The sequence below is a fragment of the Gymnodinialimonas sp. 57CJ19 genome (assembly GCF_038396845.1).
Taxonomy (GTDB): Bacteria; Pseudomonadota; Alphaproteobacteria; order Rhodobacterales; family Rhodobacteraceae; genus Gymnodinialimonas.
Genome location: NZ_CP151587.1, coordinates 697,446 through 715,300, shown reverse-complemented (window position 1 = coordinate 715,300; position 17,855 = coordinate 697,446). Strand labels below are relative to the sequence as shown.

Genomic DNA, 17,855 nt, shown 5'->3' with positions numbered 1-17,855 from the left:
GCAATGGCCCGGCGCAGCAAGAGAGGCATGTCGGAGGACGACAAAGCCCTATGGGACCGGGTCGCAGCAACGGCGACACCGATGGACCGCAGCGGTGCGCCTAAGATCACCGAAGACGCGCCCGCCAAAAAGCCCGCCCCGATCCGGCCACAGCCAAGTACCACCGCCGAGCGTCTGCCTGCGTTCCGCGTGGGAGAGAAATCTTCGTTCAGCAAAGGCGCCGTGAACCATGCGCCGAGCCTTTCGGCGCGACTGGCCCATGCCCCTGTGCGTATGGATCACGGCACCCATAAACGCATGACACGCGGCAAGCTGAAGCCCGAGGGTCGCATCGACCTTCACGGCATGACCCTGGCCGAGGCGCACCCCGCCTTGATCAGTTTCATCTTCCATTCCCACGAAATGGAGCGGCGTTTGGTTCTGGTGATTACGGGCAAAGGCAAGGATCGCGACAGCGGCGGGCCGATCCCGATCCGACGCGGGATTTTGAAGCATCAGATACCCAATTGGCTGACCTCTCCGCCTCTGGGTGCGATGATCCTTGATATCCGCGAGGCTCATCAACGCCATGGTGGTGGCGGTGCTTACTACGTCTACCTCAAACGGCGGCGCTAGTTCTGGCTCAAGGGGGTCAGAAGCACCTGCGTCGCGTTCTGGATTGTCAGGATTGTGCCGGGCAACAGGCCGGTTTGCTGGCTCGTGTCCTGTTCGAACGCGCTGTTGAGCTGTGCCACCTCTCGCAAGATCTGCACCACGGCGGGCGAAGAGGCCCCGGCAAAATGGTTCAACGGATCACGCACACCGCCCGCAAAGGCGCTTACGTCGATCAAGGTCACTTCAAAGTCGGCCAGGTCCTCAGGGTTGGACAGGTTGCCAACCCGTTCCCTCAGCCCTGTAATGCGGGCCGAGACCGTTAACGCCCGGTCCCGTTGCGAGGTGAAGATGACAAAGGGCTGAGGCAAGGTGCCAATCCGCGCCGCCTGCCCCCGGAACACATCCACGTCGATATCGGGAGAGAACAAGATCACGCCGTTGATCCGGTTCATCACGGCGTCTTGGCCGCCGATGCGAAGTTGACGAAGCACCTCCATCACCACAGCGGATCCAAGGGAATGGGCGGTCAGGACGATGTCCAGACCCGCAGCGACAATCTCACGAAGCAACGCCTCCAACCCGTCGCGGGCAAACAGGGCCGAATCCCGATCATAGGCATAGCCCAGTGGGTTCCCGGCGCTGGGCCACGAATAGTGCACGGGAATGCCGGGAATGGCGAAATCGTGGTGGATTTGCGCAGTGCGATATAGGCCGGTTCCAATGGTGCTATTGAAGCCGTGAATAAACACCATAACCTCGCGCGAGCCAGACCTTTGCGCCTCGGCTTGAAGCGCGGCGCGAAAGGCTTCGGGCGATCGCAAGTGGTTACCGGCGCTGGCGACAAATTCGGTTTGCAGATCAGGCCCCCGGCGTCGGGAGCGGCCGGGCTGCACGGCGCCGACTTCCCTTTCGGGCGGAACGGAGATGTCGAACTGCGTAAACGACAGCTGTTCCTGCCGGACGGACTGGAACGCGCCGTCGCGGAAGACGCGATTGGTGGCCGTAAAGACCGTCTCATTGGTACCAACCGAGGCCGCTTCCGGCACGATCATGATATCGGGCACCGCCCCGCACCCCACCAGAGGCAGGGCAGCAACACCGCACATCAAGGCGCGCCGGGTGATTTGGGCGTTTTCCATAAGCCCTGATACCAGCAAGCGCTTACAAAACGTAGCGGCTTAAATCGGTGCTGCGCGTTAATTCGCCGAGGTTCTCTTCCACAAAGGTAGCATCCACCTTTACCACGTCGCCGGAACGGTCGGGGGCGGTGAAGCTCAGCTCCTCAAACACGCGCTCCAGCACGGTATAAAGTCTGCGTGCGCCGATGTTTTCGATGCTCTCGTTCACTTCGGCCGCGATATGCGCCAGCGCTTTGATCCCGTCTTCAGTGAATTCTACCGTGACTTCTTCGGTTGCCATCAGGGCCGTGTATTGGCGCGTCAGGGCGTTGTCGGTTTCCGTCAGAATGCGCACAAAATCATCTTCGGTAAGCGCCCGCAGGTTCACGCGGATCGGCAAGCGGCCCTGTAATTCCGGCAACAAGTCGGACGGCTTGGCAATGTGGAACGCGCCCGAGGCGATGAACAGGATGTGGTCGGTCTTCACCGGGCCATGCTTGGTGGATACGCTTGTGCCTTCAATCAACGGCAACAAATCGCGCTGCACCCCTTCACGGGACACATCGGCACCGCGGGCATCGGACCGGGCGCAGACCTTGTCGATCTCGTCAATAAACACGATCCCACTTTGCTCCACCGCCCGCAGAGCCTCTTTCGAAACGGTTTCCGCATCCAGCAGCTTGTCGGCCTCTTCCTCGATCAGCAGATCATAGCTCGCGGCCACGGTCAGACGCCGCTTTACGGTGCGCCCACCCATGCCTTTGAACAGATCGCCCAGGTTCATCATGCCGGGGCCCATGCCCCCCATGCCGCCGGGCTGACCGGGAATCTCAAAGCCACCAAGAGGGTTAGAGGTATCGGCAACCTCAAGTTCAATCACCGTATCGTCCAACTCCCCCGCGCGGAGCTTTTTGCGGAACATCTCGCGCGTTTGATCGCGGGCGCTTTCGCCGGCCAAAGCCTCGATCACGCGGTTTTCGGCGGCATCGTGGGCCTTGGCCTTCACCTCTTCGCGCATGTGCTCGCGGATCATCACTTGCGCGGATTCCACCAGATCGCGGATGATTTGCTCCACATCGCGGCCCACGTAGCCCACTTCGGTGAACTTTGTGGCTTCGACCTTGATGAATGGTGCTTTCGCCAGTTTGGCCAAGCGGCGGCTGATCTCGGTTTTACCGACGCCTGTGGGCCCGATCATCAGGATGTTCTTGGGATAGACCTCATCGCGCAGGTCGTCGCCCAACTGCTTGCGCCGCCAACGGTTGCGCAGGGCCACGGCGGTGGCGCGTTTGGCGTCGTTCTGACCGATGATGAAACGGTCAAGTTCGCTAACGATTTCGCGGGGGGTTAGGTCACTCATGATTGAGCCTCCTTTGCTGCCCAGGGGGGCAGACGGGTTTTACCGGGGAAGTTGGGAAGGCCGCGCATGATCGCGCCACGGATACGTTCCCATTGGGCGCCAAGCACAACCATGCCGACCCCAAGAAGCAGGATCACAAGGAACGCGCCTTCACCTTCAACGACTGAAATGGAGAGTGCCACGACGTAGCCAACGCCCGACACGAGGAAAGAGCGGCGGTCGATCACCACGGCAAACAGCGCCATGAAGGCGATGAAGACCAGCAGCATCAGCTTTGCGCCCGCGTCCGGGTTCTGAAACAGGGTCAGCGCCACGGTGTTCACGATCGCAGGCGCGGCGATGACGTGCAGCCAAAACCCCGAGGCGGCCCGCCGCGTCACGCGGTGCGGGTCGCTCATGTCGAAGGCCAGCGCAATGGCAAGGCCCGTGAGGCCAAGAAGGATCGTGATGATCGCAAAAGGGCCATCGGCGGACAGAAGAAACAGATCATCAACTCCGTCCGGCACGGTGCCGCCAATCGTGACAAGGCCGAAGGTCAGCACCACAACGGACACAGCGATCAGCGCAACGGTAAACGGCACGCGGTAGAGCAGATAATAGAAGGCCAGCAGCACGCCCGAAAGACCCGCGGCCACTGTCCAACTGGCCTGAAACGTCATGTCCATCATCGCCGCAAAGGACAGGCCGAACTGCACGGCAGAAAGCCCAAACATGATCGCCAACGCGATCGATGGGGCCACCATGCGCCGCGCGATGGTGAAATAACGCGCCAGAAGAACCAGCACGCCCATCGCCACAAACGAAAACACCATTCCCAAGACATAGCCGCTGGTGGTGGTGAAGATCGACAGGCCCGTCACGCCCGTCCAGCCCGCGAACAAGATCGAGAGGCCGACGACTATGAAGATCTCGTTGAATCCTTTGAACAGCTCAAACGGTTCATCAAGGCCGCTCCGCCGCGCCCGCACGCCTTCACGCTCTTCCGCCAGTGCCAGCAGAGAGGCTGCCTGAGCCTCGGACATCAGGCCCGCACCCACAGCCGCGCGGAGGTCATCGCGGGTCACATCGCTCATGCAGAGATCGTTTCTACGGTCAGGTTACCGTTGGTGTAGACGCAAATGTCGGACGCAATCGCCATGGCATCGCGGGCAATCGCCTCGGCGTCTTTGTCGCTGTCGAGCATCCCGCGCGCAGCGGCCAAGGCGTAGTTGCCCCCTGACCCAATCGCGGCAATGCCGTGCTCTGGTTCCAACACGTCGCCCGCGCCGGTGATGATATAAAGCTCGGACCCATCGGTGACGATCAGCATCGCTTCCAGCTTTTGCAGGTATTTGTCGGTGCGCCAGTCCTTGGCCAATTCAACGCTGGCCCGCTGCAATTGACCGGGCGTTGCCTCTAGCTTGGCTTCAAGACGCTCCAACAGGGTGAAGGCATCGGCGGTGGAGCCCGCAAACCCGCAAACGACATCGTAGCCGCCCGGCGACAATCGCCGCACCTTGCGGGCGCTGCCCTTGATGACCGTCGGCCCAAGGCTGACTTGTCCGTCACCCGCAACAACCACTTTGCCGCCCTTGCGCACGCCAATGATCGTTGTGCCGTGCCAGCCGGGGAATTCATCTTTCGCCATAGGGGCCTCCATCCGTTCAGGCCCTATATGGACAGCACGATGGCCTCTCGCAACCTATGGGCTCGGTGGGGTCGGCAATTCGGTGGCGTTGCCCGGCTAATTCCCGTCGAATATCAGGTCGGCATGATCATTCAGATAAATGCGCAGCCATGGGGTATAGAGTTCCGGCGCGACGTCGACCTGGGCCTTCAACGTGGCAAGGGGCCGCCAAGCGACATCCATGACCTCATCGGGGTTCATTACCGGCTCCTGACCCGACGTCAGTTCGCCCACAAAGATATCTACAACTTCGTGTTCTATCAGGCCGCCGCCCACGTCCGCTCGGTATTCCACGGTATCCCGAAACGTTAAGGAAACGCCTTTAATCCCCAGCTCTTCATCCAGCCGCCGAACGGCGCAATCCATGGCACTTTCGTCCCACTGGGGGTGCGTACAACAGGTGTTCGCCCAAAGACCGGGCGTATGGTATTTCCCCATCGCGCGCTGTTGCAGCAGCACGTCCCCATCCCTCAGCAGAAAAACCGAAACCGCCTTGTGCCGGAGCCCGCGCTGATGCGCCTCCAGTTTCTCCACAGGTTGCAAGGTTCCGTCGACCCAGGTGGGGATGTGAATTTTCATCGGCTTATCGGCTACATCAATGGCCCCAAATGGGACCAGTTTCTCGTTACAGCGCCCCATGCGCCATTGCGCGCAATTTGACCAGTGGCGCGGGATTATTTCAGATCATTTGTGAAAGCACCCGCAGCGTCTTATCAATGCTTTGTACGAGTCTTGTATGGGTGAACACAGCCCCTGCGGGCGTTATGCCTCACCAAAAGGTGTGAACATTCGCCGAAGAACCTAGTTATACTTTCATCAGCTTTTGTAGGAGACGATCAATGAAGCCACTTTCTATCCTAGCCGCCACAGCGACACTCCTTGCGACCCCTGTTTTTGCCGATGGCCACGCCACCGGAGACGCCGCCGCCGGAGAGCGTACCTTCCGCCAGTGCGTTGCCTGCCACGTTGTTGTGGATGCCGAGGGCGAAACACTCGCCGGACGCAACGCGCGTACGGGTCCAAACCTGTATGGCATCCATGGCCGCACGATCGGGTCCGTGGAAGACTTCCGCTATTCCGGAGGTCTTGAAGCGCTTATGGACGCAGAAATGATGTGGGACGAGGAATCCTTCGTTGCCTATGTCCAAGATCCGACGGGTTGGATTCGTGAAGCAGCTGGTGACGACAGCCTGCGCGGCGCGATGAGCTTCCGGGTCCGTTCGGAAGAAGACGCGTTGAACCTTTATGCTTACCTCGTATCCCTTGGTGGCTCGGAAGAGTAATTCTTCCCCTGCGATGTACTTGAACAGGGCGGCTCCAGTTTGGGGCCGCCCTGTTCGTTGCCCAAGTGCCCTTAGCCCTCAGCAACCTTCTTTTCGCGCCACAGGGTGAACAACCCGGCGCAAATCACGATGCCCGCCCCGATCATGACGTTGTTTGCCAAGGTCTCGTGAAACACGAACAACCCGATGGCAGACGCAAAGACCAATTGCAGATAAGCAAAGGGCTGAACCTCGGACGCTTCGGCGACCTCGTAGGTTTTGATCAGAAGGAAGTGGCCCGTCGCCCCGGTGACGCAAAGCACAGCCATCCAGATCCAGTCGGCGGAGATCATCGGCTCCCAAAACCAAACGCCGATACAGGTCGAAACGATCGCGCCCATGGTGCCGGTCCAGAAAAAGCTGGTGGCCGCGCGATCCTTGGCGGCGACGTATCGGGTCAGCAAATTGTAGAGCGCAAACATGAATGCGGCCGTCAAAGGCACCAGCGCGTAGATCGAGAACACGCCGTATCCCGGTTGCAGAATAACCAAAACGCCCACAAAGCCGATGCCGATTGCCGTCCACCTGCGCCAGCCGACCCTTTCGCCCAGAATGGGGCCGGAAAGGGCCGCAACAAGAAGCGGGTAGCAAGCAAACATGGCGTGAGATTCCACAAGACCAAGCAACACGAAACCGCCTACCATCACGCAGATCTCGCCCGCCAAAAGGATACCTCGAAACGCTTGTACGAAGGGTTGAGAGGTTTTGGCCGCCGCCCGCACGCCGCCCGCCTGCCGCGAGGCGATGGTGATGACAAAGGCCGCAAAGAACCAATAACGGATCATTACGACCATAAACACGTTGTATTCCGACGCCAAATGGCGGCTGATCCCGTCTTGAACGGCGAAGACGAAAGTGGTGGCAATCATCAGGTAGATGCCAAGCTTGGGATTGCTGCTCATCCCAGTTTCCCCCGTGTCATGTGACGTTTCCTGCCAAAACCTGTGACCCGTTCGACGGTGAAGCCAGCCTCTGCCAGCGTGCGGCGGATGCGCCCGGCGGCCGTATAGGTGGCAAAGGTTCCCCCCGGCGCGGTGTGGTGGGCGACGGCGTGCAGAAGATCATCCTCCCACAGCTCGGGGTTCTGGGCGGGGGCGAAGCCATCCAGGAACCATGCATCGGCTCTAAGGGGCAGGTTAGGCAGTGTTTCGCGGGCGTCGCCGATGATGACGGATAGCTCAAAATCATCGCCGGTAATCCGCGGCTCAAACGGGTCTTTCAGCAAGATATCCACCGGAAGATCAGGGAAAGGGGCAAGGGCGCGGGCGCGGTCTTGGGGGCTGATTGGAAAAGCCTCGAACGAGGTGAAATGCAGCTTGCCCGATGCGCCAGACGCCCGGAACGCCTGTAGCGTCGCCAGAAAGTTCAGGCCGGTGCCAAAGCCAAGCTCTGCCACGTGGAAGCCGTCCTGAAACCGCGCGGGCAAGTCGTTGCCGCCGAGGTAGACAAACCGGGTTTCGGCCAAGCCATCGTTGAGGGAATAAAAGGGGTCAGCGAACCGTGTCGAGACCGGAACATTGTCTCGCCATTCGATGTTGTGCTGGTCCTCGATCATGGCGCGTCCTATCCATTCTGCGGCGGACCATCTGCCAAGCCTGACGGAGTTGCAATGACCGAAATCACAGTCAAAGGGGCCGGCATTACCGGGCTGATGTGCGCATGGATGTTGGTGCAACGGGGCGCGAAGGTTCAGGTGGTTGACCCCAATGGTGTGGGCGCGGGTGCATCCGGTGGCATCGTGGGGGCATTGGCCCCCCATGTGCCGGAGAACTGGAACCCGAAGAAAGCAATGCAATTCGCCGCTTTGGACAAGGCCGAGGCGTTGTGGAAACGTATCGCAGACGTCGGCGGCAAGAACCCCGGCTATGGGCGCACGGGGCGGATACAACCGCTTGCCGATGACGCCGCCGTTGCCTTGGCCCGGAAGCGGGCAGGGACGGCGACGGCGCTTTGGGATGGTCGCTACACTTGGCGGGTCGTTCCTGTGAGGGAGATTTCGTTTGGCATTGAAACGCCCACGGGCCTAGTGATTCTCGATACTCTCACCGCGCGAATCCATCCTCGCCAAGCCTGCGCTGCGTTGGCCGCCGCTCTGGCTGTTTCGGGGGTAGAGGTCGTGCCCGAAGCACCGACACGTGGGACCGAGATTTGGGCCACCGGCGCCGCCGACCTGTCCGAGATATCAAACGCGCTCGGCAAGTTGGTCGGTGCGCCGATCAAAGGGCAGGCGGCTTTGCTGAAGGTCGATCTGTGCATTGCCCCGCAGGTGTTTGTGGATGGGTTGCACGTGGTCCCCCATGGCGACGGGACGGTGGCCATCGGTTCCACCACCGAGCGCGAGTTTGACGCAGCCGATACCACCAATATGCAGCTAAACCCCCTTATTAGTGCCGCGCGGGCCGCTGTTCCGGCCTTGGCCGATGCACCGGTTATTGCCCGCTGGGCGGGCGTGCGGCCACGGGCCAAAAGCCGTGCACCCATGGTGGGGCCGCACCCGACGCGAGACGGCGCGTATATCGCCAATGGCGGCTTCAAGATCGGTCTCGCCATGGCCCCGGTGATGGCCGAAATGCTCACATCGCTGATCCTTGATGGCCACGATACCATCCCGCCAGAGTTCCACCCAAACGCAAGCTGTTGACCTTCGCAATGTGGGCGGCAAAGGTCGCCCAAACGGGTAGAAAGGCGCGACATGACACAAGTTCACGGCGGTAAAATTCTGGCTGATCGGCTGGCGATGCACGGGGTGGGGCGGGTGTTCTCGGTTCCGGGTGAAAGCTTTTTGGCGGCGCTTGATGGTCTTCATGACCTCGACATTCCCAACATCGTTTGTCGCCAGGAAGGCGGCGCGGCGATGATGGCGGAAGCCCACGGCAAGATGACGGGGCAACCCGGTGTGCTGTTCGTGACCCGTGGCCCCGGCGCGACAAATGCCAGCGCGGGCCTGCATATCGCCATGCATGACGCCACGCCGATGGTATGTTTCGTGGGGCAGATCCCGCTGAAACATCGGGACCGCGGTGTGTTTCAAGAGGTTGATTACAGGGCGTTTTTTGGACCTCTGGTAAAATGGTCCGCTGAGGTAGAGCGCACGGATCGTCTGGCCGAATACATCGACCGCGCTTTTGCCATCGCCCAATCAGGCCGCCCCGGCCCTGTGGTCCTGGCCCTGCCTGAAGATATCCTTTCGGCGCTGGCAGATGTGCCCAAACAACGCCCCGGCGCCCGCGCGTCGGCCAGCGTTCACCCCGATGATATTGCCCCGATGGTCGAGGCCTTCGCCCTGGCCAAACGCCCGCTGATCCTATGCGGCGGCTCTCATTGGAGCGAGACGGACAAACAAACCGCGCAAACTCTGGCCGAGCGGACGGGCGCACCCATCGCCGTAACCTTCCGCAGACAAGATTACATCGACAACGACCACCCGAATTACGCGGGCGATCTTGGCGTTGGCGCAAACCCAGCGCTGGGAAAACGCCTGACGGACGCCGATTGCATCCTGCTTCTGGGGGCCGAGTTGAACGACATCACCACGGCGGATTTCACCTTGCTGGACCCGGCCAATCCACCGGTGATTTTACAGGTCTCCCCCTCGGCCGAGGCGGCAAGCAAAACCTATCCGGCAAGCTTCGCGATCACCGGCACCCCTATATCAATGCTATATCAATTCCTGTCGGCCACGTCAGAGTGCGGTGACCGGGGCGCAGCGGAAGCACGGGCCGAATACGAGGCTTGGCAACAGCCCCAAGCCACCCCCGGCGACGTCCAGATGGAACAGATCATCGGCTGGCTACGCGACAACGCCAGCGCTGATACGATCATCACCAACGGCGCGGGCAACTACGCGGCGTTCCTGCATCGCTATCACCGTTTCCGGCAGTACGGGACGCAACTTGCGCCGACGTCGGGCTCGATGGGATATGGATTGCCCGCCGCGATCTCGGCCAAGTTGCAGAACCCGGATCAGCCGGTGATTTGCCTTGCGGGCGACGGTTGCCTGCAAATGACGATCAATGAGCTTTCGACGGCGCAACAGCATGGGGCCGATATCATCGTGATCGTGGCCAATAACGGGCGCTATGGCACGATCCGAATGCATCAGGAGAAACACTATCCGGGGCGGGTTTCGGGGACTGATCTGTTCAATCCCGATTACGCCGCACTTGCCGGGGCCTATGGCGGCACCGGGCACACGATCACGGAAAACGCGCAGTTCGCCGCCGCCTATGCAGAGGCCCTGAAGGGCGGATTGCATATCATCGAGCTGAAGCTGGACCCGAAGATGCTGGCTACCACAAAGAACCTGTAAAAACAGGCTCTAATCGGCGGGATTGTCCAGCATTTTTACTTCGCGCTGCGGGAACGGGATCGAAATCTCGTTCTCGCGGAACGTATCCCAAAGCGCCAGATAGACGTTGCCGCGAATGTTGGTCAGACCGCCCGTGGGGTCCTGAATCCAGAAGCGCAGGATGTAATCCACGCTGGAATCGCCGAAACCCACCACATGGCACACGGGCGCTCGGTCGGGCAGCACGCGAGGCACGCTTTTGGCCGCTTCGATCGCCAGTTTGCGCACCAGATGGGGATCATCGGCGTAGGCGGTGCCGAAATAGATATCGAGGCGCACAAAATCGTTGGAATGGGACCAGTTCACCACTTGGCTGGTGATAAGGTCCTCGTTGGGGATCAGGTATTCCTTCCCATCCCGCGTTACGACGCTGACGTATCGGGCCCCAAGGGAATTGATCCAGCCGAAGGTCTCGCCCAGAGAAATCACGTCGCCGGGCTTGATCGACTTATCCAGCAGAATAATGACCCCGGACACGAGGTTAGAGACAACTTTCTGCAAGCCAAAACCAAGGCCCACACCAATCGCACCGGACAAAACGGCAAGCCCGGTCAGATCAATTCCCGTGAGCCTCAGCCCGGCATAAACAGCGACGCCGTAGAAGGTGAGTTGCAGGAACTTGACCGCCAGAACCCGCATGGAGGGCGACATTTCATCGTTCTTTTCAATCCGCGAGCTGGCAGTGCCGGTCAGGAAACGAGCGATAATGATGAGAGCGGCGACAACAAGAACGCCTTGGATCACGGTGAACAGGGAAATCCGGGCATTGCCGATGTCAAAGCCAACGGAATCAAGAATCGCAATGGCCTCGTCCCGGACATTCAGAATCTCAATCGTGACGTAAATCCAGGCGCCGTAGCGCACGATGGTCCGAAAGAAGGCGGATCGGATCAGCCGAGTGACAAAAACCACAAAGAGCCAAGCCGTCGAAAGCTCCGCCGCGATGGTCAGCAAGAATGACCGGGACGGCCATGTCACCTCACGCATGATCAGGACGACGATCCAGATCAGGATAACGAAAAAGATGATGAAAAGGCGGCGATGGATGATTGCAAGGATGCGCATTCGCCACGTCGGCCAGCCTTCCCGCGATGCCATCCAGTTGCGGATCGGCCCACCAAAAATGCGCCGTAACAGCCAAGCGCCCGCCAGAAGCACCAGAAAGATGCCGACCTGATAGGCATTCCAAGGCCGAAGGAGAGAGGAAAGAAATGTCTCGAACTCGCCGATCAGACCCGTAATTTCACCCATTGCGGCATCCAACGCCTGCGCTTCGGCGTCGATAATTTCCGGCGGAATTTCCTCAGGGTCCATTCTTGTCCTCGTTTGTGTTCTTGCAGCCTACGCTTGCCGGGCGGCATCGGGCAAGCGCCACCCTTGGCAAGCAGCGCGCACCCGTGTAATTCCTGCCCCATGAGAAGCTTTTTCGATATCGGCGACCGCGCCCGCCTGCCCTGGCGCTTTTTTGGCGCGCAGACGCTTTGCCTTGGTGGACTATGAGCTAGCGCGCCTGAAGATATCGACCAGACCCACACCTTTTTCCGACAGGATCCAGCCATGACCGGCAAGACACTCTACGACAAAATCTGGGACGCGCACCTCGCCCATGAGGCTGAGGACGGCACCTGCCTTCTCTACATCGACCGCCACTTGGTCCACGAAGTGACCAGCCCACAGGCCTTTGAGGGCCTGCGCATGGCGGGCCGTGGTGTTCATGCGCCCGACAAGACCATCGCCGTGCCGGACCACAACGTGCCCACAACGCCGGGCCGGAACGACCCCAAGAACATGACCGAGGATAGCGCCATTCAGGTCGCCGCCCTCGACAAGAACGCCAAGGATTTCGGCATTCACTACTATCCCGTGTCTGATGTCCGCCAAGGCATCGTGCATATCGTTGGTCCCGAGCAGGGTTGGACGCTGCCCGGGATGACAGTGGTTTGCGGCGATAGCCACACGGCCACCCACGGTGCGTTCGGCGCCTTGGCGCACGGCATCGGCACGTCCGAAGTGGAGCACGTATTGGCGACGCAAACGCTGATCCAGAAGAAATCCAAGAACATGAAGGTGGAGATCACCGGCAAACTCGCCCCCGGTGTGACCGCCAAGGACATCACCCTGACCGTGATCGGCCGCACCGGCACGGCGGGCGGCACCGGCTATGTCATCGAGTATTGCGGCGAAGCGATCCGCGATCTGTCCATGGAAGGGCGGATGACCGTCTGCAACATGGCGATCGAAGGCGGCGCCCGCGCGGGTATCATCGCCCCGGATGAGAAGACGTTTGAATACTGCATGGGCCGCCCCCACGCGCCGAAGGGTGCCCAGTGGGAAGCTGCACTGGCCTGGTGGAAAACACTCTATTCCGACGACGACGCCCAGTGGGATGAGATCATCACGATCCGAGGCGAAGACATCGCGCCGGTTGTGACCTGGGGCACCTCGCCCGAGGACGTGCTGCCGATCACCGCAAATGTCCCTGCTGCCGACAGCTTTGAGGGCGGCAAGGTGAACGCGGCGCAGCGCTCGCTTGATTACATGGGTCTGACAGCGGGCACACCGTTGGATCAGATCGAGATCGACACGGTCTTCATCGGGTCCTGCACCAACGGCCGGATCGAAGATCTGCGTGCCGCGGCGGCTATCTTGAAGGGCAAGAAGATCAAAGACGGCCTGCGGGCGATGATCGTTCCCGGCTCGGGACTAGTCCGGGCGCAAGCGGAAGAGGAAGGCTTGGCCGACATCTTCAAGGACGCCGGTTTCGAATGGCGCCTTGCCGGCTGCTCCATGTGCCTTGCGATGAACCCCGATCAGCTTTCCCCCGGAGAGCGCTGCGCGGCCACATCCAACCGCAACTTTGAAGGCCGCCAAGGCCGGGGCGGGCGCACACACTTGATGTCGCCTGCAATGGCAGCTGCCGCCGCGATCACCGGCCGCCTGACGGATGTTCGCGAATTGATGTGAGCGTGACCAAACCCTTGCAAGGGTTTGTACAGAGCCTTGCAAGGCTCTGGTTACGCCTCCGTCGGCTCGGGGACGAACCGGCGGGCGGTGTGTTCGCGTCCCAGGCTGAGGCATAGGATCACGACCGGCAGCAGGCCAACGCCAGCAATCACGAGGGAGGGGCCAGCGGCCTCTCCCAACCGTTCATCGGCGGCAAGGCGGTGCGCCTGCACGGCCAGCGTGTCAAAGTTGAACGGTCGCATGATAAGCGTCGCGGGAAGCTCTTTCATCACATCGACAAAGACGATCAGGAGCCCGGTCAGGATCGACGGCCGCAGGATCGGTAAGTGTACCCCCGCCAGCATCCGCCGCGGGCTGCGGCCAAGGGTCCGGGCCACGGCATCGACGTTGGGGTTGATCGTACTCAAACCCGCATCGTAGGCACTAAGTGCTGCGGCCATGAAGCGGACGCCATAGGCGGCAATCAGCAACCAGATCGAGCCGGTGATAAGCAGCCCGGTGTCGATGCCAAACCGTGCCTCCATAAACGCATCAAGGGCGTTGTCGAAGGCGGCGAAGGGCACGATCAGCCCCACGGCAATCACACCGCCGGGCACCGCATAGCCAAGGCCCGCCACGCGGATCGCGGCCCTGGCGGCCCGGGTCGGATGCAGCCGGGCGTTGAAGCCCAGAATGACGGCCGCGGCGACAGTGAAAACAGCGGCGATTGAGGCAAGGATCAGAGAGTTACGCAGAAACCGCAGGTAGCGATCTGTCAGCATGTTGTCGAAGTGATCCCACCCCAGTGACAACAAAAGCCCCACCGGAAGCAGGAAGCCAAGAACCACGGGCAGCCCGCAAAACGCCACTGCGGCTGCGCTATTCCAGCCCGAAAGCTCCACGGCTTGCATCGCCTCAAACCGGCGCCCCGCCCCGTGTTGGCGTTGACCGCGCCGCTGGCGTCGCTCCAACGCGGCAATCACCAGTGCCACGATCATCAGGCAAAGGGCCAGCTGCGCCGCGCCGCCTCGGTCAAAGAAGGAATACCACGCCTGGTAGATGCCCGTCGCGAAGGTCTGGACGCCGAAATAGGACACGGTGCCGAAATCCGCCAACGTCTCCATCAGCGCGAGCAGAACGCCACCGGCGATGGCCGGTCGCGCGATGGGCAGGGACACGCGGGTGAACGCCCCCCAAGGCCCGGCCCCAAGGGTCCGCGCAGCGATATAGGCGGTGGCGCTTTGTTGCAGAAAAGCGGCGCGGGTCAGCAGGTAGACGTAGGGGTATAGCACCAGAACCAACATCAGCGCCGCGCCACCAAGGGAGCGGATTTCCGGGAACCAATAATCGCGCGGCCCCCATCCGGTGAAGTCCCGTAAGCTCGATTGCACCCAACCGGGATGGTCCAGAAAATCGGTGTAGGCATAGGCCAGCACATAGGCCGGAAAGGCCAGGGGCAGGGCAAGCGCAATTTCCAGCACCCTCCGACCAGGAAAACGGGTAGCGGTGACCAACCAGGCGGCGCCTGTGCCGATGATTGCCGTGCCCAGGCCCACCAGCAGAATCAACAGCGCCGTGGTGCCGGCATAACGTGGCAGAACCGACGTGGAGAGGCGCGAGAACGTCTCTATCCCGCCCGTCAGAGCCGCAATCCCCACGGCAATCATCGGCAGAAGGCACATCGCAGCGGCGAGCCAAGCAAGGCTACCAAGCCGTAGCGGAGAAGGGATGCGAAAATTTCGAGCCATGGTGCTTCGTGTATTCGTCAGGATTGACCGGAATTGCAAGCAACACAGCACAATAGGTAAAGCTGCGAGGAGCGAAGCGAGGAGGGGCTACTTGTCCCGACGAGGCCAAGGCCCCCGCTTCTCGGACGATAGGAAGGGTGCAATACGCAGGGCGCTCGGAGTTCCCACCCGGGTTCGTGTCCGCAGGACCGGCGTTGTGGCAGACGTCCCACCACGTTCCTCGCGTAGCACGATATATATCCCAGACCCGATAATAATGGCTGAACCGATCAGTGTCGGCGTGTCCAGCGTTTCATCAAACAGAAGGAAGCCGTAGACCGTCGCCCAGAGGATCTGGCTGTATTGCATGGGCGCCACCATGACCGCCGGGGCAGCGCGGTAGGCGAAGATCAGGCAAGCACTGGCCGTAAGGGCAAAGGCGGCTATCACCGCGACCGCGGCAAGGTCTTGGCCGGGCATCGGCACATAGAAGAACGGCAGCGCCGCTCCCATCAGCACAAAATTGGCGACCATCGGGTAAAGTAGCATGACGACCGAGCGTTCCTCTCGGCCGATCTTACGCACAATCAACGAGGCAACCGCGCCGCCGACCGCTGCCAACAGGGCCCCGATATGCCCAAGCGAAAACTCTGTCTGGCCCGGTTGCAGCACCACGAGAACGCCCACCAACCCCACGGCCACAGCGATGCCACGGCGCAGGCCGACCTTCTCGCCCAGCATCGGGATCGCCAGAAGCGTAATCAGCAACGGAGAGGCAAAGATGATCGCGTAGACCTGCGCCAAAGGCAGCACGGTAAACGCGTAAAACGCGCTGATCCCCACCACGACAGAGGCCGCCGTGCGCAGGGCGACCCACCACGGATGATTAGGCCGCAAATTCGCCTCGGTCTGGTCGCGCAGCAGAACGAAGGTGGCGATGGGAAAGCCGAACAGGACCGAGAAGAACACGATTTGGATCGGAGAATAGCTTCCGCCGAGGTACTTCACGATAACATCGTGGGTCGAGAAGATCCCAAAGGCCAGCAACCCAAGGAGGGCACCGCGGAGGTTGGAGGAAGGTGTCACTTGAACGATCCGAATAGAAGGTGAAGGTCTGGTAGCGATACCAGCGTTGCGGCAGTGTTCAAGCCACCGCAGCGCATGGCTGTCATGCGTGGGTTGTCCGGTCGCGGGTTACGAGCACAGATCCGTCTGCCATGTAACGGTATTCACGCCGCGCCAGCAGAGGTAGTGCTGCTGCATGTAGCTGAGCGTCCAGGCGCCGTCCTGCGGGTTCAGGACATACTGCGTCCGCTGGCCATTCACCGAATCGTCGGCAAAGCCCGTCTCGGACACCAGAATCGTTATTTGCCCGGAGTAATGGGAACTGACGTCCACAGAGAACGCAGGCGGCCGTTCCTCTCCCTCATAAGGGAAACCGGCCAAGGCTTCGTGGGCGATTTGCAAGGGGTCTTCGAAGGTATCGCCAACCGCATAGCCATCGGCATGGACGGCGGTGGTCAGAAGGCAAAGGGCAGTGGCGAGGCGGAACATGGCAATCTCCTTGGTGTGTAATACCGTTGAGACTGCCATGTCTTTGGTCGTCTGGCGAGGGGCCCTTAGCTCGCCAGCTTCGCCACAATAGCGTCACCCATTTCAGAGGTGCTGATCGCGGTGCCCCCATCGGGGCCCATCAGGTCAGCGGTGCGGGCACCGTCGGCCAGAACGCCCTCTACGGCGTTTTCCAGCAATGTCGCCTCATCCCCCAGATCAAAGCTATAGCGCAGCGCCATGGCGAAGCTGAGGATACAGGCGATGGGGTTCGCTTTGCCTTGGCCGGTGATGTCAGGGGCCGATCCGTGGACGGGCTCATACATTGCCTTGGGGCGGCCGTTCTCCATCGGCGCGCCGAGGGACGCAGACGGCAGCATGCCGAGCGATCCGGTCAGCATCGCGGCGCAGTCGGACAGGATATCGCCGAACAGGTTGTCGGTCAGGATCACGTCAAACTGCTTGGGCGCGCGCACCAGCTGCATCGCGCCGTTGTCGGCATACATATGCGACAGTTCCACATCGGGGTATTCAGCGGCGTGGATTTCGTTCACCACATCGCGCCACAGGATACCGCTTTCCATCACGTTGGCCTTCTCCATGGAGCAGACCTTGTTGTTGCGGCGGCGGGCGAGTTCAAACGCGGACCGCGCGGCGCGGGCGATCTCGGTTTCCGTGTAGCGTTGGGTGTTGATGCCAACACGCTCATTGCCCTCGGTATGAATGCCGCGAGGCTCGCCGAAATAAACGCCCGAGGTCAGCTCGCGCAGGATCATGATGTCGAGGCCCGAAACGATTTCGCGCTTCAGGGACGAGAAATCGGCCAAAGCGTCGAAGCACTGGGCCGGGCGCAGGTTGGCATAAAGGTCCATTTCCTTGCGCAGACGCAGAAGGCCACGCTCGGGCTTCACGCTGAAGTCGAGGTCGTCATAGGCCGGGCCACCCACGGCACCGAGCAGAACCGCATCGACTTCCTGCGCCTTTGCCATCGTCTCATCCGCCAGCGGCACACCGTGGGCGTCATAGGCGGCACCGCCGACCAGATCTTCGGACACATCGAAGGCAATACCACGGGCAGAGCCGAACCAATCAATGACCTTACGCACCTCGGCCATAACCTCGGGGCCGATCCCGTCGCCGGGAAGGATAAGTAAAGAGCGGTCGGTCATGGGTCTATTCCTCGTCTGAAACTGTTGCCTTTGCGGTATCGCGCGCCTGCGGGGTCG

17 protein-coding genes are annotated in these 17,855 nt (G+C 60.9%); 5 read left to right on the top strand and 12 right to left on the bottom strand.

Annotation, left to right across the window (positions count from 1 at the left end; translation table 11 throughout):
- Positions 1 to 3 precede the first annotated feature (3 nt).
- Positions 4 to 615 (top strand): Smr/MutS family protein, encoded by a 612-nt coding sequence (locus AADW23_RS03570; protein ID WP_341863157.1) that lies wholly within the window; start codon positions 4 to 6, stop codon positions 613 to 615.
- On the opposite strand, the gene AADW23_RS03565 is transcribed toward AADW23_RS03570, so the two are convergent.
- From AADW23_RS03565 to idi, 5 genes are all read right to left on the bottom strand, one after another.
- Positions 612 to 1,733, bottom strand: a complete 1,122-nt coding sequence (locus AADW23_RS03565; protein WP_341863156.1) for an alpha/beta fold hydrolase — start codon at positions 1,731 to 1,733, stop codon at positions 612 to 614. The two genes, AADW23_RS03570 and AADW23_RS03565, sit on opposite strands and share 4 nt — an antisense overlap.
- A 22-nt stretch (positions 1,734 to 1,755) precedes the next feature.
- Positions 1,756 to 3,072, bottom strand: coding sequence for an ATP-dependent protease ATPase subunit HslU (hslU, locus tag AADW23_RS03560; RefSeq protein WP_341863155.1), 1,317 nt, complete (start codon positions 3,070 to 3,072; stop codon positions 1,756 to 1,758).
- On the bottom strand, positions 3,069 to 4,145 hold the full coding sequence (locus AADW23_RS03555) for a hypothetical protein (protein ID WP_341863154.1): 1,077 nt from the start codon (positions 4,143 to 4,145) through the stop codon (positions 3,069 to 3,071). Before AADW23_RS03555 ends, hslU begins: the two co-directional genes overlap by 4 nt.
- Positions 4,142 to 4,699, bottom strand: a complete 558-nt coding sequence (gene hslV / locus AADW23_RS03550) for an ATP-dependent protease subunit HslV (protein ID WP_341863153.1) — start codon at positions 4,697 to 4,699, stop codon at positions 4,142 to 4,144. Before hslV ends, AADW23_RS03555 begins: the two co-directional genes overlap by 4 nt.
- A gap of 96 nt (positions 4,700 to 4,795) precedes the next feature.
- A complete protein-coding gene (gene idi, locus AADW23_RS03545) occupies positions 4,796 to 5,317 on the bottom strand; it encodes an isopentenyl-diphosphate Delta-isomerase (protein WP_341863152.1) in 522 nt (173 codons plus the stop codon).
- A gap of 260 nt (positions 5,318 to 5,577) precedes the next feature.
- Between idi and AADW23_RS03540 the strand changes: the two genes are divergently transcribed.
- Positions 5,578 to 6,021: a cytochrome C gene (locus tag AADW23_RS03540; protein WP_341863151.1), complete on the top strand. Its 444-nt coding sequence runs from the start codon at positions 5,578 to 5,580 to the stop codon at positions 6,019 to 6,021.
- Between the two features lie 71 nt (positions 6,022 to 6,092).
- On the opposite strand, the gene AADW23_RS03535 is transcribed toward AADW23_RS03540, so the two are convergent.
- Together AADW23_RS03535 and mnmD are read right to left on the bottom strand one after the other, a co-directional pair.
- Positions 6,093 to 6,962 (bottom strand): DMT family transporter, encoded by an 870-nt coding sequence (locus AADW23_RS03535; protein ID WP_341863150.1) that lies wholly within the window; start codon positions 6,960 to 6,962, stop codon positions 6,093 to 6,095.
- Positions 6,959 to 7,615, bottom strand: coding sequence for a tRNA (5-methylaminomethyl-2-thiouridine)(34)-methyltransferase MnmD (gene mnmD / locus AADW23_RS03530; protein WP_341863149.1), 657 nt, complete (start codon positions 7,613 to 7,615; stop codon positions 6,959 to 6,961). The genes AADW23_RS03535 and mnmD overlap by 4 nt, the downstream gene beginning before the upstream one ends.
- A 54-nt stretch (positions 7,616 to 7,669) precedes the next feature.
- Here mnmD and AADW23_RS03525 point away from each other — a divergent pair, with 54 nt between their 5' ends.
- Complete coding sequence (locus tag AADW23_RS03525) at positions 7,670 to 8,701, top strand: FAD-binding oxidoreductase (protein WP_341863148.1); 1,032 nt, start codon at positions 7,670 to 7,672, stop codon at positions 8,699 to 8,701.
- A 51-nt stretch (positions 8,702 to 8,752) separates the two neighbouring features.
- Entirely contained in the window at positions 8,753 to 10,369 is a 1,617-nt protein-coding gene (locus tag AADW23_RS03520; protein ID WP_341863147.1) for a thiamine pyrophosphate-dependent enzyme, read from the top strand.
- 9 nt (positions 10,370 to 10,378) lie between these two features.
- Here the strand turns inward: AADW23_RS03520 and AADW23_RS03515 are convergent, their stop codons facing one another.
- Complete coding sequence (locus AADW23_RS03515) at positions 10,379 to 11,722, bottom strand: mechanosensitive ion channel domain-containing protein (protein WP_341863146.1); 1,344 nt, start codon at positions 11,720 to 11,722, stop codon at positions 10,379 to 10,381.
- Between the two features lie 243 nt (positions 11,723 to 11,965).
- On the opposite strand from AADW23_RS03515, the gene leuC reads away from it, so the two are divergent.
- Positions 11,966 to 13,372 (top strand): 3-isopropylmalate dehydratase large subunit, encoded by a 1,407-nt coding sequence (leuC, locus tag AADW23_RS03510; protein WP_341863145.1) that lies wholly within the window; start codon positions 11,966 to 11,968, stop codon positions 13,370 to 13,372.
- A gap of 50 nt (positions 13,373 to 13,422) precedes the next feature.
- Here leuC and AADW23_RS03505 read toward each other — a convergent pair whose 3' ends face one another.
- From AADW23_RS03505 to leuB, 4 genes are all read right to left on the bottom strand, one after another.
- Positions 13,423 to 15,099 (bottom strand): iron ABC transporter permease, encoded by a 1,677-nt coding sequence (locus AADW23_RS03505; RefSeq protein ID WP_341863144.1) that lies wholly within the window; start codon positions 15,097 to 15,099, stop codon positions 13,423 to 13,425.
- 87 nt (positions 15,100 to 15,186) lie between these two features.
- Complete coding sequence (locus AADW23_RS03500) at positions 15,187 to 16,164, bottom strand: DMT family transporter (protein WP_341863143.1); 978 nt, start codon at positions 16,162 to 16,164, stop codon at positions 15,187 to 15,189.
- Positions 16,165 to 16,272: 108 nt separating this feature from the next.
- Complete coding sequence (locus AADW23_RS03495) at positions 16,273 to 16,632, bottom strand: hypothetical protein (RefSeq protein ID WP_341863142.1); 360 nt, start codon at positions 16,630 to 16,632, stop codon at positions 16,273 to 16,275.
- 65 nt (positions 16,633 to 16,697) lie between these two features.
- The gene (gene leuB / locus AADW23_RS03490; RefSeq protein ID WP_341863141.1) at positions 16,698 to 17,798 is read right to left on the bottom strand and encodes a 3-isopropylmalate dehydrogenase; all 1,101 of its coding nucleotides are present in this window, start codon (positions 17,796 to 17,798) and stop codon (positions 16,698 to 16,700) included.
- Positions 17,799 to 17,855: the final 57 nt, after the last annotated feature.

Excerpts from the sequence above, each read along its gene's own strand:
- AADW23_RS03570 (WP_341863157.1), top strand. The coding sequence starts at position 4 with ATGGCCCGGCGCAGCAAGAGAGGCATGTCGGAGGACGACAAAGCCCTA.
- AADW23_RS03565 (WP_341863156.1), bottom strand. The coding sequence starts at position 1,733 with ATGGAAAACGCCCAAATCACCCGGCGCGCCTTGATGTGCGGTGTTGCT.
- hslU (WP_341863155.1), bottom strand. The coding sequence starts at position 3,072 with ATGAGTGACCTAACCCCCCGCGAAATCGTTAGCGAACTTGACCGTTTC.
- AADW23_RS03555 (WP_341863154.1), bottom strand. The coding sequence starts at position 4,145 with ATGAGCGATGTGACCCGCGATGACCTCCGCGCGGCTGTGGGTGCGGGC.
- hslV (WP_341863153.1), bottom strand. The coding sequence starts at position 4,699 with ATGGCGAAAGATGAATTCCCCGGCTGGCACGGCACAACGATCATTGGC.
- idi (WP_341863152.1), bottom strand. The coding sequence starts at position 5,317 with ATGAAAATTCACATCCCCACCTGGGTCGACGGAACCTTGCAACCTGTG.
- AADW23_RS03540 (WP_341863151.1), top strand. The coding sequence starts at position 5,578 with ATGAAGCCACTTTCTATCCTAGCCGCCACAGCGACACTCCTTGCGACC.
- AADW23_RS03535 (WP_341863150.1), bottom strand. The coding sequence starts at position 6,962 with ATGAGCAGCAATCCCAAGCTTGGCATCTACCTGATGATTGCCACCACT.
- mnmD (WP_341863149.1), bottom strand. The coding sequence starts at position 7,615 with ATGATCGAGGACCAGCACAACATCGAATGGCGAGACAATGTTCCGGTC.
- AADW23_RS03525 (WP_341863148.1), top strand. The coding sequence starts at position 7,670 with ATGACCGAAATCACAGTCAAAGGGGCCGGCATTACCGGGCTGATGTGC.
- AADW23_RS03520 (WP_341863147.1), top strand. The coding sequence starts at position 8,753 with ATGACACAAGTTCACGGCGGTAAAATTCTGGCTGATCGGCTGGCGATG.
- AADW23_RS03515 (WP_341863146.1), bottom strand. The coding sequence starts at position 11,722 with ATGGACCCTGAGGAAATTCCGCCGGAAATTATCGACGCCGAAGCGCAG.
- leuC (WP_341863145.1), top strand. The coding sequence starts at position 11,966 with ATGACCGGCAAGACACTCTACGACAAAATCTGGGACGCGCACCTCGCC.
- AADW23_RS03505 (WP_341863144.1), bottom strand. The coding sequence starts at position 15,099 with ATGGCTCGAAATTTTCGCATCCCTTCTCCGCTACGGCTTGGTAGCCTT.
- AADW23_RS03495 (WP_341863142.1), bottom strand. The coding sequence starts at position 16,632 with ATGTTCCGCCTCGCCACTGCCCTTTGCCTTCTGACCACCGCCGTCCAT.
- leuB (WP_341863141.1), bottom strand. The coding sequence starts at position 17,798 with ATGACCGACCGCTCTTTACTTATCCTTCCCGGCGACGGGATCGGCCCC.